The 16,183-nt window shown below is 72.1% G+C and carries 10 protein-coding genes and 1 pseudogene; 5 read left to right on the top strand and 6 right to left on the bottom strand.

All coding sequences use genetic code 11. The annotated features are described in order from the left end of the window. Positions 1 to 3: 3 nt before the first annotated feature. Positions 4 to 1,122, bottom strand: coding sequence for a MaoC/PaaZ C-terminal domain-containing protein (locus O7613_RS26670; protein ID WP_282290624.1), 1,119 nt, complete (start codon positions 1,120 to 1,122; stop codon positions 4 to 6). Further along, positions 1,123 to 2,478 carry a 3-oxoacyl-ACP reductase gene (locus O7613_RS26675; RefSeq protein WP_282290625.1) on the bottom strand — a complete coding sequence of 452 codons (1,356 nt, stop codon included), beginning with the start codon at positions 2,476 to 2,478 and terminating at the stop codon, positions 1,123 to 1,125. It abuts the gene before it with no gap. A gap of 54 nt (positions 2,479 to 2,532) precedes the next feature. Between O7613_RS26675 and O7613_RS26680 the strand changes: the two genes are divergently transcribed. Continuing rightward, a complete protein-coding gene (locus O7613_RS26680) occupies positions 2,533 to 3,825 on the top strand; it encodes an acetyl-CoA C-acetyltransferase (RefSeq protein WP_282290626.1) in 1,293 nt (430 codons plus the stop codon). A gap of 31 nt (positions 3,826 to 3,856) precedes the next feature. Here O7613_RS26680 and O7613_RS26685 read toward each other — a convergent pair whose 3' ends face one another. Both O7613_RS26685 and O7613_RS26690 read right to left on the bottom strand, forming a co-directional pair. Next, on the bottom strand, positions 3,857 to 8,704 hold the full coding sequence (locus O7613_RS26685; RefSeq protein WP_282290627.1) for a caspase family protein: 4,848 nt from the start codon (positions 8,702 to 8,704) through the stop codon (positions 3,857 to 3,859). 5 nt (positions 8,705 to 8,709) lie between these two features. Further along, the gene (locus tag O7613_RS26690; RefSeq protein ID WP_282290628.1) at positions 8,710 to 9,036 is read right to left on the bottom strand and encodes a hypothetical protein; all 327 of its coding nucleotides are present in this window, start codon (positions 9,034 to 9,036) and stop codon (positions 8,710 to 8,712) included. A gap of 162 nt (positions 9,037 to 9,198) precedes the next feature. On the opposite strand from O7613_RS26690, the gene purB reads away from it, so the two are divergent. Continuing rightward, a complete protein-coding gene (gene purB, locus O7613_RS26695; protein ID WP_282290629.1) occupies positions 9,199 to 10,623 on the top strand; it encodes an adenylosuccinate lyase in 1,425 nt (474 codons plus the stop codon). A gap of 95 nt (positions 10,624 to 10,718) precedes the next feature. Here purB and O7613_RS26700 read toward each other — a convergent pair whose 3' ends face one another. Together O7613_RS26700 and O7613_RS26705 are read right to left on the bottom strand one after the other, a co-directional pair. After that, positions 10,719 to 11,177 (bottom strand): YbjQ family protein, encoded by a 459-nt coding sequence (locus O7613_RS26700; protein WP_282285927.1) that lies wholly within the window; start codon positions 11,175 to 11,177, stop codon positions 10,719 to 10,721. Positions 11,178 to 11,306: 129 nt separating this feature from the next. Continuing rightward, entirely contained in the window at positions 11,307 to 11,990 is a 684-nt protein-coding gene (locus O7613_RS26705) for a DUF1986 domain-containing protein (RefSeq protein WP_281585637.1), read from the bottom strand. A 467-nt stretch (positions 11,991 to 12,457) separates the two neighbouring features. Here O7613_RS26705 and purS point away from each other — a divergent pair, with 467 nt between their 5' ends. The 3 genes and pseudogenes from purS to purL all read left to right on the top strand — a co-directional run. Then, on the top strand, positions 12,458 to 12,721 hold the full coding sequence (gene purS / locus O7613_RS26710) for a phosphoribosylformylglycinamidine synthase subunit PurS (RefSeq protein ID WP_281585636.1): 264 nt from the start codon (positions 12,458 to 12,460) through the stop codon (positions 12,719 to 12,721). After that, a complete protein-coding gene (gene purQ, locus O7613_RS26715; protein WP_281585635.1) occupies positions 12,718 to 13,401 on the top strand; it encodes a phosphoribosylformylglycinamidine synthase subunit PurQ in 684 nt (227 codons plus the stop codon). Before purS ends, purQ begins: the two co-directional genes overlap by 4 nt. Positions 13,402 to 13,546: 145 nt before the next feature. Then, positions 13,547 to 16,183: pseudogene (purL, locus tag O7613_RS26720) on the top strand (phosphoribosylformylglycinamidine synthase subunit PurL); the annotation flags it as partial.

Raw genomic sequence — 16,183 nt, forward strand, 5'->3', positions numbered from 1 at the left:
TCCTCAGCGGACGGTGCCGACCAGGTGGGGTCGTCCGTCCCGGGCGCCGTGCAGCCCGAAGTCCCAGCCCTCGCCGGAGCGTGACGCGCTGAAGGCCACCGTGGACGGCAGCGGCACCGGCAGCTTGAACGCCACGTCCACGGTGTAGACGTCGGGCAGCCGGGCATCGAGCGCGGCCAGGCAGCGGGCCTTGCTCCACATGCCGTGCGCGATCGGGCGCGGGAAGCCGAACAGCCGCGCGCCGAGCTTCGAGGTGTGGATCGGGTTGTGGTCGCCGGAGACCCGGGCGTAGTCCGAACCCACCCGGGGCGTCACCCGCCATCGCGCCGAGGGGGCCGGCGGCGCGGGGCGGTCACCCCGGTCGCGCCGCGGACCGCCGCCGGCCGCGCGCTCCTTCCCGAGGTACGTCGACACGCCCCGCCACACCTCCTCGCCGCCGACCGAGCCGACGAGCACCACGTCGAGCTGCCGGCCCCGTTCGTGCGGGCGCAGGTTCTCCGCGTACGTCCGGAAGTCGACGACCTCGTCGGCCCGCACCGGCCGGCGCACGGTGATCCGGTTGGCCACGTGCACCACGCCGGTGAGCGGGATCGGGAAGTCGGCGGCGGTCATCAGCCGCAGCGACAGCGGAAACCCGAGCACGTGCAGGTAGGTCGCCGGCAGCCGGTCGGCCAGCCGGAACCCGCACACCCGGTCGTAGTCGGCCAGATGCCCCGGTTCCACCCGAACCCCAGTAACCCCAAGTTCCACGCCGGGCAGTTCCCGCCCCCGCCGCCGCCCCACCCCGGGCAGCGCCCCCAGCATGGCCCGCCGGTAGAGCCCTCCCGCTGCGGGCACCCGCTCCAGCTCCACGCGCTTCCGCCCACCCGGCTCCCCACTCCGTCGATCATGAAGTTGGCGGTCCTGTGGATCTCCGGAAGTGCTGTCAACTTCATGATCGTCGGAGCGGGGTGGGGTCAGTGCGGCGGTTTGGGCAGTCGACAGGTCCTGGGTCTCCTCGGTCGGGGGTGGCGGGGTGGCGCGCGCGGCCAGGGCCGCCCGGGCCGAGGTGAGGTCCTGGGTGGGGCCCTCGATCAGGTCGTGCAGGGTGAGGTCGTCGGGCTCGTGGTCGCGGGTGGCCATCTACGCCCCCAGCAGGCTCTGGCCGCAGACGCGGACCACGTTGCCGCTGACCGCGCCGGTCGCCGGCCAGGAGAGCCAGCCGATCGTCTCGGCCACGTCCACCGGCAGACCGCCCTGGGCCATGCTGTTCATCCGCCGGCCCGCCTCCCGGATGGTCAACGGGATACGCGCGGTCAGCCGGGTCTCGATGAACCCGGGCGCGACCGCGTTCAGGCTGATCCCGCGCTCGCGCAGCACCGGGGAGAGCGAGTCGACCAGGCCGATCACGCCGGCCTTGCTCGTCGCGTAGTTGGTCTGCCCGCGGTTGCCGGCGATCCCGGCGATCGAGGAGACCGAGACGATCCGGCCGCCGGCCGGGATCGGGTCGCGCTCCAGCAGCACGTCGTTGATCCGCTCCTGGCTGGACAGGTTCACGTCGATCACCGAGTCCCACCGGTCGGCGTCCATCCGACCCAGCGTCCTGTCCCGGGTGATGCCGGCGTTGTGCACCACCACGTCGACCCGGCCGTGCCGGGACGCCAGGTGCTCGGCCAGCCGGGTCGGCGCGTCCGGCGCGGTCAGGTCGAGCTGCACCGCGCTGCCGCCGATGTCGTTGGCGACCGTGGCCAGTTCGTCCCCGGCCGCCGGGACGTCGAGCGCCACCACCTGCGCGCCGTCGCGGGCCAGCACCGTGGCCAGCGCCGCGCCGATGCCCCGGGCCGCGCCGGTGACGAGCACGACCTGACCGTCGAGCGGCCGGTCCCAGTCGGCCGGCGCGACGGCGGTGCCGACGCCGACCCGGACGACCTGGCCCGAGACGTACGCGGAGCGGCCGGAGAGCAGGAACCGCAGGGTGGACTCCAGGCTCACCGGCGTGCCGGCGTCCCCGTCGCGGGTGACGTACACCAGCTGGGCGGTGACGCCGCGACCGAACTCCTTGCCGATGCTGCGGGTCAACCCCTCGCACGCGCGCTGGGCGGTGGCCTCCCGGGGCGAGCCGCACTCGGCCGGCGGCGTACCGAGCACGATCACCCGCCCGCTGGGCAGCAACGACCGGGCGTGCGGGTGGAAGAAGTCGTACAGCTGGCGCAGCCCGGTGGAGTCGGTGACGCCGCTGGCGTCGTACACCAGGGCGGCGAACCGGCTGTCGGCGGTGGTGGCGGCCGGGTCGGCCAGCTCGACCCCGGCGGCGGTCAGGATCTTGCCGGCCGGCCCGGCGAGCCGGCCGCCGGTGGCGGCGCCGAGCAGGACCGGCCCGGGGACGAGCGGGTCGCCAGGCGTGTGCCGGCGCAGTCGGGGCGGGTCGGGCAGGCCGAGGCGCTTGACCAGCGCACGACCGGCCCCCGTCTGGACGAAGCTCGCGTACCTGTCGGTCATAGGCGTAGCCTACTGGCGAGTAGGGTTGGGGCAACAGCTTCGAGGAGGCCGATCGTGCAGAGTGTCCGGCGGGTCGCGGTGATCGGCGGCAACCGCATCCCCTTTGCCCGGTCCAACTCGCGTTACGCGCACGCGTCGAACGCCGACATGCTCGGCGCGGCGCTCGACGGGCTGGTCGCCCGGTTCGGGCTCGCCGGCGAGCGGCTCGGCGAGGTGGTGGCCGGCGCGGTGCTCAAGCACTCCCGGGACTTCAACCTCACCCGCGAGGTGGTGCTCGGCTCCCGGCTCGACCCGCACACCCCGGCGTACGACGTCCAGCAGGCGTGCGGCACCGGCCTGGAAGCCGCCATCCTGGTCGCCAACAAGATCGCCCTCGGGCAGATCGACGCCGGCGTCGCCGGTGGCGTCGACACCACCTCCGACGCGCCGCTCGCCGTCAACGAGGACATGCGCCGCACGTTGATCCAGCTCAACTCCGCCCGCACGCTCGGCGAGCGGCTCCGGCTGGCCGCGAAACTGCGCCCGCACCAGCCGTTCAAGCCGGAGATCCCGCGCAACGCCGAGCCGCGTACCGGGCTGTCGATGGGTGACCACGCCGCGGTCACCGCGCTGCGCTGGAACGTCGACCGGGCCGCCCAGGACGAGCTGGCGCTCCGCTCGCACCAGCGGCTCGCCGCCGCGTACGAGCAGGGGTTCTTCGACGACCTGATGACCCCCTACCTGGGGCTGACCCGCGACCAGAACCTCCGGCCGGACACCACGCTGGAGAAGATCGGCTCGCTCAAGCCGGTCTTCGGCACCACGGGCCCGGACGCCGAGCGGGCCACCATGACCGCGGGCAACTCCTCACCGCTCACCGACGGCGCGTCCACCGTGCTGCTCGCCTCGGAGGAGTGGGCGCGGGCGCACAACCTGCCGGTGCTCGCCTGGTTCTCCTGGTCCGAGACGGCCGCCGTCGACTTCGTGCACGGCGACGAGGGGCTGCTGATGGCCCCCGCGTACGCGGTGCCCCGGATGCTGGCCCGGGCCGGGCTCAAGCTCCCGGACTTCGACTACTACGAGATCCACGAGGCGTTCGCCTCGCAGGTGCTGGCCACCCTCGCCGCGTGGGAGTCGCCGGAGTTCTGCGCGGAGCGGCTGGGCCTGGACGCGCCGCTCGGGTCGATCGACCGGGACAAGCTCAACGTCAACGGCTCGTCGCTCGCCGCCGGGCACCCGTTCGCCGCCACCGGCGGACGGATCGTCGCCACGCTCGCCAAACTGCTCGACCGCAAGGGGAGCGGACGTGGGCTGATCTCCATCTGCGCGGCCGGCGGGCAGGGCGTGACCGCGATCCTGGAACGCTGAGCCGGGCGACGCCCGCCCGCCCCGCGTGGTTTCACGCCTCGGGCGGCGGCACCGCCGATGGGACGAGTCGGACGGTGGCCCCTTCGGGCAGGCCGACCGAAGGCTCTATGTGCCACTCGTCGGCGCCCTGGAAGCCCAGCTCCAAGAGTCGTTGTGACACCCGCGTCGGGCTGAGGCCGGTGACGTCGGCACCGATCACGAGGCGCGCGAGGGTGAGCGGGTCGGCCGGATCCATCCAGGGGTGCTGGCCGTCGAGGGACCGGCTGACGAGCACGGTGTCTTCGGCCGAGATGTAATCCGGCAGCGCGTGCTCGGGTGTCGCGTGGCCGAACTCGCGGAGACGTTCCGCGACCCGGGCCGGAGTGAGGCCGGTGCGGTGCGCGGCACCGACCAGGTGTCCGACCTCCACCTGCCGCTCCACGTCGAGCCAGGGGTGCTCACCGTCGAGCTGCTGGCTGAGAATGATCAGATCCGCCGAGGTGACGTCGTCGGGCAGGCCCGACCGGCTGGTGAAGCCGAAGCGCCGGAGCCGTTCATGCACCTGGGCGTGGGTGAGTCCGGTCCGTCTCGCGCCGAGCAGGACGTGGCCCGGCGGGACGACGCTGGTCCCGTCCAACCAGGGCGAGTCTCCGTCCAGGTCGCGGCTGAGCAGACCGACATCGGTGAAGGTGACAGTGTCCGGGAGCGACACCGCCGGGATGGGGTAGCCGTACTCCGCGAGCCGCGCCGCCACCTGGGCGGGAGCCAGCTCGAGCCGAGTGGCCGCAGTGGCGAGATGGGAGGGCAGGACGGTGGCGGCCGGATCCAACCACGGTTGCCGCCCGTCGAGATCCCTACTGAGGAGCACGAGGTCGTGCTCGCCCACCGTGTCGGGAAAGGTTTCTCCGACGAGCTGGTAACCGAGCTGCTTCAGCCGTTCGGCCGCCCTGCCGGGGCTCAACCCGCTGCGCTCGGCCACCTCGATCAGCCTGTGCGGGGGCAGGGGCTCCGACGCGTCCAACACCGGGTTGGGGGCCGAAGAGCCGTAGCGGCGGGGGCGGTCGAAAGCACTTCCGAAGGGGGGCGCCATCGCCTGGCCCGAGCGGTCCGGCAGATCGTCGGAAACGCACAGCAGCTTGATCTCGGCCTCGACCGCCAGGTCGGCCGGAGGCGGGACCGTCGCGGCGTACCCGAGCCGGCGCAGCCGGTCGACGACGGCCTCGACCGGGATGCCGGCCGCGAAGGCGGCGACGACGACGTGCCCACCGGAAACGGTCGCGCCGGGTCGGAGCCACGGGCGCAGGCCGTCCAACTGTAGGCTCGCGACGAGGAAATCGACCGGATCCAGACCGTCGGCCGGCGCGTCCCGTACGGTGAAGCCGAGCCGGCGGAGCCGGTCGGCTGCCAGGTCGGCGTCCACGCCCGCCTTTGCCGCCGCTATCACGAGGTGCGGGACCGCCACCTCGTCGGTCTGGTCCAACCAGGGCCCGTTCCCGTCGATGTCTCGGCTCAGCAGCAGTCGATCGACCGGGCTCGTCGGGTCGGGCAGTTCGTGTCGGGGCGCCGGATAGCCGAGTGCCACGAGTCGCTCGACAACCGCCGGAAGGAACGGGCCGAGCGTGGTGGCCGCTGAGAGGAGGTGGCCGATCGGGATCGGCTGGGTCGGAGCCAGCCAGGAGCGACTGCCCTGCTCCGCCTGGGTGAGGATCGAGTCGCTCGGTTTCGCCCGGATGATGCTTCCGTGCGACACCGCCAACTCGGAGCCGTGGAGGCCGGCGGCGATCCAGGCGACCAGGCGCCAGGTCCCGACCGGCTGGGTCAGGTCGGCGATTTCTCCGGCCATCCGATCCGTGGCGCGGCGCCTGGTCGGCGCGACCGGGAGGACCGGCATCGCCGCGTCTGGTGGGTAGCAGCCGACGGTGAGTAGCTCGTCCGCCCGGGTGCTCCCGGGCCAGGATGCGCGGCCCGCCCGGAGCGCCAGCTCGAACACCGCATCCGCCACCATCGGTTCGTGCTTGGTGAGTTCCGAGAGCCAGTGGTGACTGAACAGCGGACTGTCGGCGGCACCTGCGGCTCCGGCGGCCTCCCGCAGGAGATCGGTTATCTCCTGCGACTGGTCGTCAAGCATCTGCGTCCGGTTGACCGACAGCCGCGGCGCGCGCCTGCCGAAGAGGTTGACCACAGCGGTGAAGGCCGCTCTCTGAAGCCAGATGCCGTCCCCCAGGACCGCGCCGGGACGATTGCACCACCACACCGGATGTGGCTCCGACCCGACCACGATCGGCTCCGGGCGCGGTGCCCGGTCTGTATCCTCTTCCGCCTCCAGCAGGTCGCTGCCGCCCAGCGGGGCGATCGTCGACAGCCGTCGCGGTTCCCACACCGCGACCTTGTCGTCGTGTGTCACCGTGGTGCGGAACTCGGCCACCCAGAGAAACCGCCGCAGGAAGTCCGCGCTGGAGAGCTTTTCGGTGTCCTTCCTGAGATAGAGCCGGACCCTCGTGCCGGCCTCCGGCCCCGGGCCGGTGTCCCGAATTCGGAAGAGGTTGCCCGGTCCGGCGATGGACACCCGGAGGCGGCTACCGGGACGGCCCTCCTGACCGAACCGGCAGGTCTCCACGGTGATCTCATCGGCGAGCATGAAGTAGCTCAGCACGCCGACGCCGAACCGGCTGTTGGGGAAGAAAGCGATCGGCGGTTCCAGGCGCGCCCACCGCGACTGCTCCTCCACGAACTCGGATGTCTCAACGAAGCGCGTCCCGGCCTGGGAGAAGACATCGGTCAGCTCGCGGACACCCATCCCCACGCCGTTGTCGGTGCATTCCAGGTAGGGGCGTCCCTGGCCGTCCCTGCCCTGGACGAAGTCGATCCGGCCCTCCCACGCGGGAGTCGGCCGGCCGGTCCGGTTCACGTACTCGTTGCGGGCCGCGCGGTACCGGCAGGCGTCCAGCGCGTTCTGATAGAGCTCGCGGATGGCCAGGAGCGGGTCGCCGTAGAGCTGCTCGCCCATGAGCAGCTCCTGGATCCTGTCCTCGGCGAGATGGAACCGCACGCCGGCGGACTGGTAGGCCCGACCGTCCGGTCCTTCGCTCGGGCGGATCTGGTCCGCCGAGGCGTGCGCCGGCAGGGCGGAGAGCGGATGGAGGTGCGCGTCCTCGGCGGCGGCGTCCTGGATCTCGACCAGGAGCGTGTCGAAGAACTCGACGTGGGCCCGCAACGCGATCTCGATGGCGGGGTGGGCGCAGGTGGTGCGCAGGACGCGGACCGGCCCACGGGACTCCCATTCCACCGAGTCGATGGAGACGTGCAGATCCTCGGGTGTCACCGGATCACTGATCCCCATGTGCTCGACCACCACCTCCGGCAGGGCGGCGGCCTCGACGGCCATGGCGCGGCCCGCAGCGAGCAGGTAGGCGACCAGCCGTTCCCGCACCGGTTGCTCATCGGCGGTCCCCGCGCCGACCGTGCAGCGGCTCTGTAGCCGTCCCGGTCGATCGGTGCGGGTCAGGAAGCCGGGGCCACCGCGCAGGCTCCGGAGCAGTTCGATCACCCGAGGCTGCTCGAAGACCCGTGCGGACAGGTGCGACGAGGCGACCCCGAGCGGGATCAACTCCGAGACGTCGGCGTCCGGGCGGGTCAGGGACTGCCGGGCGATCCATCGGTGAAGCAGCCACCACCCGATCTGACCGGCGACGTCGGAGTCCCGTGCCCGTCCGTTCAACCGGCGCCACAGCCGGGGGAAGCTCTGCGCGAAGCGGCGGTAGGAGTCGTTGTCGGCGTCCAGGCGTTCCGGCGCGGACCAGTTGGTCGGATCGACGTGCGCGGCCCGGGCGGCGCGCAGCGCCCAGAAGGTGTCGTACAGGTATGGGCCGGCGACCAGCAGCGCGGCCTCGGCCGCGGACAGGTGCAGCTCGCCGCCCGAGGTCGTGGCGGGAAATGCCGGGAGGCTCGTCAGGAACTCGACCCGCCGGCCGATGCGCGTGGCGAGGTCCGGCTCGTGCCAGGGATCCCGGGCCAGATCCCGCGCGGCCTCCCGGCGCAGTCGCACCAGATGCTCGACGAGGCTGACGGTGGAACTACGAAGCTCCTCGCTGTCCAGCGCCGGTGCGACCAGGTCCCAGGCCCGGTGGGACTGCGCCTGGGTGACCCAGTCGAACGAGCGCTGCATCGACCGGCGCGACGAGAGCGGGAACGGCGTGATCGTCGCGGGGTCCGGATGGGCGTGGGCGGTCTGGACCCGGCGGTCGTGCGCCGCCGCCAGTTCCCGCATCTGCTCGTTGACCGTGCCGACGAGATCCTCCAGGGTGCGGCCGGCCTGACCGTTGACCAGAACCTGCTGCAACGCGCGGGAGAAGACGCTGAAGGAGTCACCGGCGCCGGGAACGAACTGCGCCTTCTCGCCGGGGCCGCAGGCGAACAGAAAGGCGATCCGCTGATGCGCCACGTGGCTGATCCGACCTGTGCTCCACCGCCGTAGTTCCAGCGCCATGGACTCCTGGTCCAGCCCCTCACGGCAGGCGTCCACGACGAAGACGACCTGCCCGGCCCGGCTCCGCTCGACGGCACCCGCCCAGTAGTTCAGGGGAACCATCGACTCGGTGAGCGGAATCCGCAGATCGGCCTCGGACGGCACCAGAAAGTCGACTCCGCCCGTGTGGGCGCCGTGCCCGCTCAGATAGATGAGCAGGTTGTCGCCCAGATGGGCGTTGTCAAGGAACTGCGTGACCTCGGCGCAGATCTTCGGCCGGCTGAGCCGGCCACCGTCGAGGGTACGGACGCGGTACCCGTTCTCCTCGAGAGCCACGCTCAGTGCGCCGATGTCGTTGGTGACGAAGGGCAGCGGCAGGATCTGCGGGTCGTCGTACTCCGCGACGCCGAGCAGGAGGGCACGGAAGGCGGCCACGGTGGCTACTCCCGGAAGGTCAGCGTGACCGTGCCCTTGGAGCCGATCTCGGTCGTACCGATCAGGTTCAGGCCACCCTTGGCCGACACCTCGAAACTGAACTGCGCCTCGGCGAGCCGGAGCCGCCCGGTCTCCTCGGCCACCTCGTCGAAGACCGTGCGGAGCGCGGCCACCGTGTGCCGGACGCTCTCCCGGAGAACGGCGATCGGAATGTGCCGGACCGCCACCTCGCGTTCGCCCTTCCGGAACAGCCCCATGGTGTCCGGGTCGTCCGACACCTCCACGGACACCAGAAAGGGCAGGGTGTCGACATCGATTGCGGGGTGCGACATCGGAGACGCCTTCTCGATCGGGGATCATTGACGGAGGGCGGACAGCATATCCGTGGAATTCGCGCCGGAGCGTGACTGTCGCATCGTCGACAACGCGCCGGAACGGTCGCGCTGGACCGGCCTGATGGTCGGTGGTTCGGGGCGTACGAAAGAATGTGGGCCGTGACGACGATCCCGAACGTGCTCGCCAACCGCTACGCCTCACCGGAGCTGGTCGCGCTCTGGTCGCCGGAGGAGAAGGTACGGATGGAGCGCCGGCTCTGGCTGGCGGTGCTCCGGGCCCAGCGGGACCTCGGCGTGCCGGTGCCGGACGGGGTGGTTGAGGCGTACGAGCGGGTGGTCGACGACGTCGACCTGGCCTCGATCGCGGCGCGCGAGCGGGTCACCCGGCACGACGTGAAGGCCCGGATCGAGGAGTTCAGCGCGCTCGCCGGGCACGAGCACGTGCACAAGGGGATGACCTCCCGCGACCTCACCGAGAACGTCGAGCAGCTCCAGATCCGGGCGTCGCTGGAGCTGATCCGGGACCGGGTGGTCGCCACCCTGGCCCGGCTCGCCTGGCACGCGGGCGAATACTCCCCGCTGGTGCTGACCGGCCGGTCGCACAACGTGGCGGCCCAGGCCACCACGCTGGGCAAGCGCTTCGCGTCCGCAGCGGAGGAGCTGCTGATCGCGTACGAGCGGTTGGCGGACCTGATCGGCCGCTACCCGCTGCGTGGGATCAAGGGGCCGGTCGGCACCGCCGCCGACCAGCTCGACCTCTTCGACGGCGACGCCGGCAAGGTGGCCGAGCTGGAGCGCCGGGTGGCCGGGCACCTCGGGTTCGGCCGGGTGCTGGACAGCGTCGGCCAGGTCTATCCGCGCTCGCTCGACTTCGACGTGCTGGCCGCGCTGGCGCAGGTGGCCGCCGCGCCGTCGTCGCTTGCCACCACGATCCGGCTGATGGTGGGCCAGGAGCTGGTCACCGAGGGCTTCAGGCCGGGGCAGGTCGGCTCCAGCGCGATGCCGCACAAGATGAACACCCGCTCCTCGGAGCGGGTGAACGGCTTCGCGGTGATCATCCGGGGTTACCTGTCAATGGTCGGCGAGCTGGCCGGTGACCAGTGGAACGAGGGCGACGTGTCGTGCTCGGTGGTGCGCCGGGTGGCGCTGCCGGACGCGTTCTTCGCCGCTGACGGCCTGTTCCAGACGTTCCTCACCGTGCTCGACGAGTTCGGCCCGTACCCGGCGGTGATCAACCGGGAGCTGGAGCGTTTCCTGCCGTTCCTGGCCACCACGAAGATCCTGGTCGCCGCCGTCCGCCGGGGCGTCGGCCGGGAGGTCGCACACGAGGTGATCAAGGAACACGCGGTGGCCGTGGCGCTGGCCATGCGGGAGAAGGGCGCTCCCGAGAACGACCTGTTCGACCGCCTGGCCGCCGACGGCCGCCTGAACCTGACCCGCTCCGAGATCGACACCCTGGTCGCCGATCGCAGCACCTTCACCGGCGCCGCCAACGATCAGGTGACCCGGGTGACCGCACGGATCACCGAGATCGTCCGTTCCCACCCCGAGGCCGCCACCTACTCCCCACCCCCCATCCTCTGACCGCACGGCCTTCCCCGTTGATCATGAAGTTGGCGGCGATGTGGATCTCCGTCGCTGCCGCTAACTTCATGATCAACGGTGAGAAGGGGCGGGGGTCAGGGGCCGGTGGGGGTTTCGGCCGCCGAACTCAGGTTGGGGGCGCTCGCCGGTTCGGCGATGCCGCCGGGGGCGGTGGCGATCTCCGGCTCGTGGGCGGTCTCGGCGGCGATCATCGGCTGGTCCGGCGGCATGATGTCGGGCGTCCTCGGCACCACGATCACCGCTGTGCCGTACGCGCAGATCTCCATCCACATCTCGCCGCAGTCGCGGCTGTCGAAGCGCATGCCGATCACCGCGTTCGCGCCGAGGCGCTGCGCCTCCTCGCCGAGCCGGGCCACCGAGTCGGTGCGCCAGCGGGTGAGGTTGTCCGGGGCCATCGGGTCGTAGGCGCCACCACGCAGATTCTTGACCCCCTCGCGGTACGGGTTGCGGGTCCGCGCCATCGAGGAGACCACCTCGCCGAGGATCTGGCGGATCTCGTAGCCGGGCAGTTGATCCGTCGTCACGACCAGCACGGTTCCGATGCTGTCAGTCGTCGGCGGGGGTGGTTCGCGTGCCGTGTGCACCTGATCGGATGCTGCGAAACGGGGCGGCGCGGACGGTCGGGTGCCTCCCGGCCATCCGCGCCGCGACGGTGGAAACCGTCAGACACCGGCCACCGAGGTGATCCAGGACCTGTTGTACGCGACACTGCCGTAGTTCTGGATGCTGGAGCCGTCGGCGGTGGACGCCACCCCGACCTGCTGGCCGTTGTAGAACTCCGGGCCGCCCGAGTCACCGCGCCACGCGTTGCCGTTGACCCGGGTGCTCCGGATCGCCTGGCCGCCGTACGCGTCGGTGACGCTCGTGCTCGTCACCCGGACGTTGGCGGTCTTGAGCTGGGGCGACGCGCCGCACCCGCTGTAGCAGGTCATGCCCCAGCCGTAGATCGAGTTGGTGGAGCCGACCGGCGGGTTGCTGCTGGCGAGCGAGACGGTGGAGGTGCTGACCGTGCTGGAGAGGCGGAGCAGGGCCAGGTCGTTGCGGGTGTAGGAGGCGCTCACGGTGCGGGTGACGCCGCCCGAGGCGTAGTAGACGCTGCCGACCCGGACTGACATGCTGCCGCTGACGCAGTGCCGGGCGGTGAGCACCCACTGGGACGCGATCACGCTGCCGGAGCAGGTGAACGAGCCGTTGCTGAAGACGGCCGCGGCCCACGGCGCGGACGAGACGGTGCCGCCGCCGATGATCGGCTGCGGTCCGGCCGGGGCGGCGCCGGCGCCGGACGCCGTGGCCAGTACGCCGGCAAGGGCGGTGGTCAACACGGCGAGCAGGGAACGGAGGCGCATGTGGTGGCTCCTTCTGCATGGACGCCCGGGGTCGCCGGGCGCGATCGGGGCCCGCCGGGCGGGGTGGACCGGCGGGGCGTCGATCGATGACATCGACATCTGGCGATGCATGCTATGGGCGTGCCGGTCCGTCTCGCCACATACCAATTGGTAGATATCGATGGTGTGAGGTGCGCCGCGGAGCGAGACGGAGGTCTGTCGGAAACCGGTCCCGTCGCGCGCCGAAGCAGGGCAGAATGCCTGGTGGGAGGCGCTGTGTGCGGCCGAGGCGCGGCCTCCCGCGCAACGAATACGTATCGACGCCGCAACGAACGCGCAACGGTCTCCGGTCCGCGCCGAGAGTCCCACCCGCCACCGCCCGTACTGGCGACGGCCGGTGCGGGCCGGGCGGTATCTGCCAGGTAGGCTGGCTGGGCTCGGCCGTTTGTGGGCCGGCACCCAACTGCGTACACAGTCAGGAGTGCCCCGTGCCTCGCGTCGTAGTCGACGTCATGCTCAAGCCCGAGATCCTCGATCCGCAGGGCCAGGCCGTCGCGAACGCGCTGCCCCGGCTCGGCGTCAACGACGTCGCCTCGGTTCGGATCGGCAGGCGGATCGAGATCGAGTTCACCGGCGAACCGGACCTGGACCGGGCCCGCGAGATCGCCGACAAGCTGCTCGCCAACCCGGTCATCGAGGACTTCACCGTCCACGTGGTCGCCTCCGACGAGACCGCGGGCGCGCACTCGTGACCGCCCGGGTCGGTGTGGTGACCTTTCCCGGCTCGCTCGACGACGGGGACGCGGCCCGGGCCGCCCGGCTCGCCGGCGCCGAGCCGGTCCGGCTATGGCACGGCGACCCGGACCTGCACGGAGTGGACGCCGTCGTCCTGCCCGGCGGCTTCTCCTACGGCGACTACCTGCGCTGCGGAGCCATCGCCCGGTTCGCGCCGGTGATGGAGACGGTCGTCGACGCCGCCCGCGGTGGTCTGCCCGTGCTCGGCATCTGCAACGGCTTCCAGATCCTCTGCGAGGCACACCTGTTGCCCGGGGCGCTCACCCGCAACCAGCACCTGCACTTCCGCAACCGGGACCAGGTCCTCCGGATCGAGGCCACCGGCACCGCGTGGACCAACGCGTTCCAGCCGGGCCAGGAGGTGCTCGTCCCGGTCAAGAACGGTGAGGGCTGCTACGTCGCCGACGCCGCGACGCTGGACCGGCTGGAGGCCGAGGGCCGCGTCGTCGCCCGATACCTCGGCGGCAACCCGAACGGATCGCAGCGCGACATCGCCGCGATCACCAATGAGGCCGGCAACGTCGTCGGCATCATGCCGCACCCCGAGCACGCGGTGGAGGCGCTCACCGGCCCCTCCCTGGACGGCCTCGGCTTCTTCACCTCGGTGCTCAAGCACCTGGTGGGAGCCCCCGCGTGATGATGGCCGGCACCATCGGTCGGCTCACCCGCCGTTGCGGCGGCGAGCGCAGCAAGGAGACGTCATGACCACCCATCCGGATCCGACCCTGCCCCAGGCGCAGGGCGTGGTGCCGCAGGCCGGCCCGACCGACGACTGGGCGCCGGGCGTGGACACCGTGCAGCGGGCCGGCGGCACGCCGGAAGAGCTTCAGCCGTACGCCGAGCTTGGCCTCCGCGACGACGAGTACGACCGGATCCGGCACATCCTCGGCCGCCGGCCCACCCAGGCCGAGCTGGCCATGTATTCGATCATGTGGAGCGAGCACTGCTCCTACAAGTCGAGCAAGGTGCACCTGCGCCAGTTCGGCGAGAAGGCGCCGCCGAGCGATCGGCTGCTCGCCGGCATCGGGGAGAACGCCGGCGTGGTCCGGGTCTCCGACGAGCTGGCGGTCACCTTCAAGGTCGAGTCACACAACCACCCGAGCTTCGTCGAGCCGTACCAGGGCGCGGCGACCGGCGTCGGCGGCATCGTCCGCGACATCCTCGCCATGGGCGCCCGCCCGGTGGCCGTGATGGACCCGCTGCGCTTCGGCGCGGCCGACCACCCGGACACCGCGCGCGTGCTGCCCGGCGTGGTGGCCGGCGTCGGCGGCTACGGCAACTGCCTCGGCCTGCCCAACATCGGCGGCGAGCTGGTCTTCGACCCCTGCTACCAGGGCAACCCGCTGCTCAACGCGCTCTGCCTGGGCGTGCTGCCGGTCGACCGGCTCCAGAAGAAGGACGCCACCGGCCCCGGCAACGTCGTGGTGCTGCTCGGCGCCAAGACCGGCCGGGACGGCATCGGCGGAGTGTCCGTGCTGGCCAGCGCCACCTTCGACGAGGGCAGCGAGCAGCGCCGCCCGTCCGTGCAGGTGGGCGACCCGTTCATGGAGAAGCTGCTCATCGAGGCGTGCCTGGAGCTGTACGACGCCGAGCTGGTGGTCGGCATCCAGGACCTCGGCGGCGCCGGCCTGACCTGCGCCCTCACCGAGACCGCCGCCTCCGCCGGCACCGGCATGCGGGTCTGGTTGGAGCGGGTGCCGCTGCGCGAGCCGTCGATGGAGCCGCACGAGATCCTGGCGAGCGAGTCCCAGGAGCGGATGCTGCTGGTGGTCACGCCGGAGAAGCTGGAGGCGGTGCTCAAGACCGCCGAGAAGTGGGGCGTCTGGGCCACCGCCATCGGCGAGGTCACCGCGCCGTCGCCGGACGGCCGACCGGGTCGGCTGGTCATCACCTGGCGCGACCAGCTCGTGGTCGACGTGCCGCCGGGATCGCTCGTCGACGACGGCCCGGTCTACGCCCGCCCGATGCGTGAGCCGGCCGACCTGATCCTGCTCCAGGCCGACCGGGCCGAAACGCTGCCCCGGCCGGGCACCCCGGACGCGCTCCGGGAGACCCTGCTGCGCATGATCGCCTCGCCGAACCTGGCCGACAAGACCTGGGTCACCGAGCAGTACGACCGCTACGTGCTCGGCAACACCGTGCTCGCCCAGCCGGAGGATTCGGGCGTGATCCGGATCGACGAGCGGACCGGCCTGGGTGTGGCCCTCTCCGTCGACGGCAACGGGCGGTACGCCCGCCTCGACCCCTACCAGGGGACGAAGCTGGCGCTGGCCGAGGCGTACCGGAACGTGGCGGTGACCGGCGCGAAGCCGATCGCGGTGACCAACTGCCTCAACTTCGGCTCGCCGGAGGACCCGGGCGTGATGTGGCAGTTCGCCGAGGCCGTGCGCGGCCTGGCGGACGGCTGCCTGGAGCTGGGCATCCCGGTCACCGGCGGCAACGTCAGCTTCTACAACCAGACCGGCGCGGCGGCCATCCACCCGACCCCGGTGGTCGGCGTGCTGGGCGTGCTCGACGACGTCGCCGAGCGGGTGCCGATGGGCTTCGTGCCCCGCCCGGCCGGCGACCACGACCAGCTCTTCCTGCTGGGCGAGACGCACGTCGAGCTTTCCGGCTCCGAGTGGGCCTGGGTGACCCACGAGCACCTGGGCGGCATCCCGCCGCAGGTGGACCTGGCCCGGGAGCGGCAGCTCGCCGAGCTGCTGGCCGAGGCGGCCCGGGTCGGGCACCTCAGCTCGGCGCACGACCTCTCCGACGGTGGGCTGGCGCAGAGCCTGGTCGAGTCCACCCTGCGCCGTGGCGTCGGCGCGCAGATCGCGCTGCCGGAGCACTTCGCCGAGGGCTCGATGCCGTTCGTCTTCCTGTTCAGCGAGTCGGCCGGCCGGGTGCTGGTGTCGGTGCCGCGCGGGCACGAGAAGGCGTTCACCGCCCTCTGCGCCGAGCGGGGGGTGCCGTGGGAGGTCATCGGCGTCACCGACCCGACCGGCGGGGCACTTGAGGTGCGGGGCCAGTTCCGGATCGACCTGAACGAGTTGCGCGAGGTGCACGGCGCGACGCTGCCGCGTCTCTTCGGCGACGCCGAGGCGGCGCGGGTGGAGGTGGCGGCGACCCGTACCGGCACCACCACCGTGCTGCCGGCCACCGCCGAGCAGCCGGTCGGGGTGGACCCGGCCCAGGTCGAGGCGGAGCCGATCGCCAAGACCGGTTCGGAGGCCGAAGCGCCTGGTGAACCGACCCCGGCTGAGGCCACGGACGGGCCGGCTCAGGCCGGGGCCGAGGCGGCGACCGGTGGATCCGTTCCGGCGGCGACCGAGGCGGCGTCGGCCGGCTCCGCTCCGGCCGGGGACGCGGGCACGCCCGAGGCGGAGTCCGCCCCGGACGCCGACCGCCCCGCTTCGGGTGAGCCGGACCAGCGCTGA

The organism is Micromonospora sp. WMMD975, assembly GCF_029581215.1.
GTDB lineage: Bacteria > Actinomycetota > Actinomycetes > Mycobacteriales > Micromonosporaceae > Micromonospora.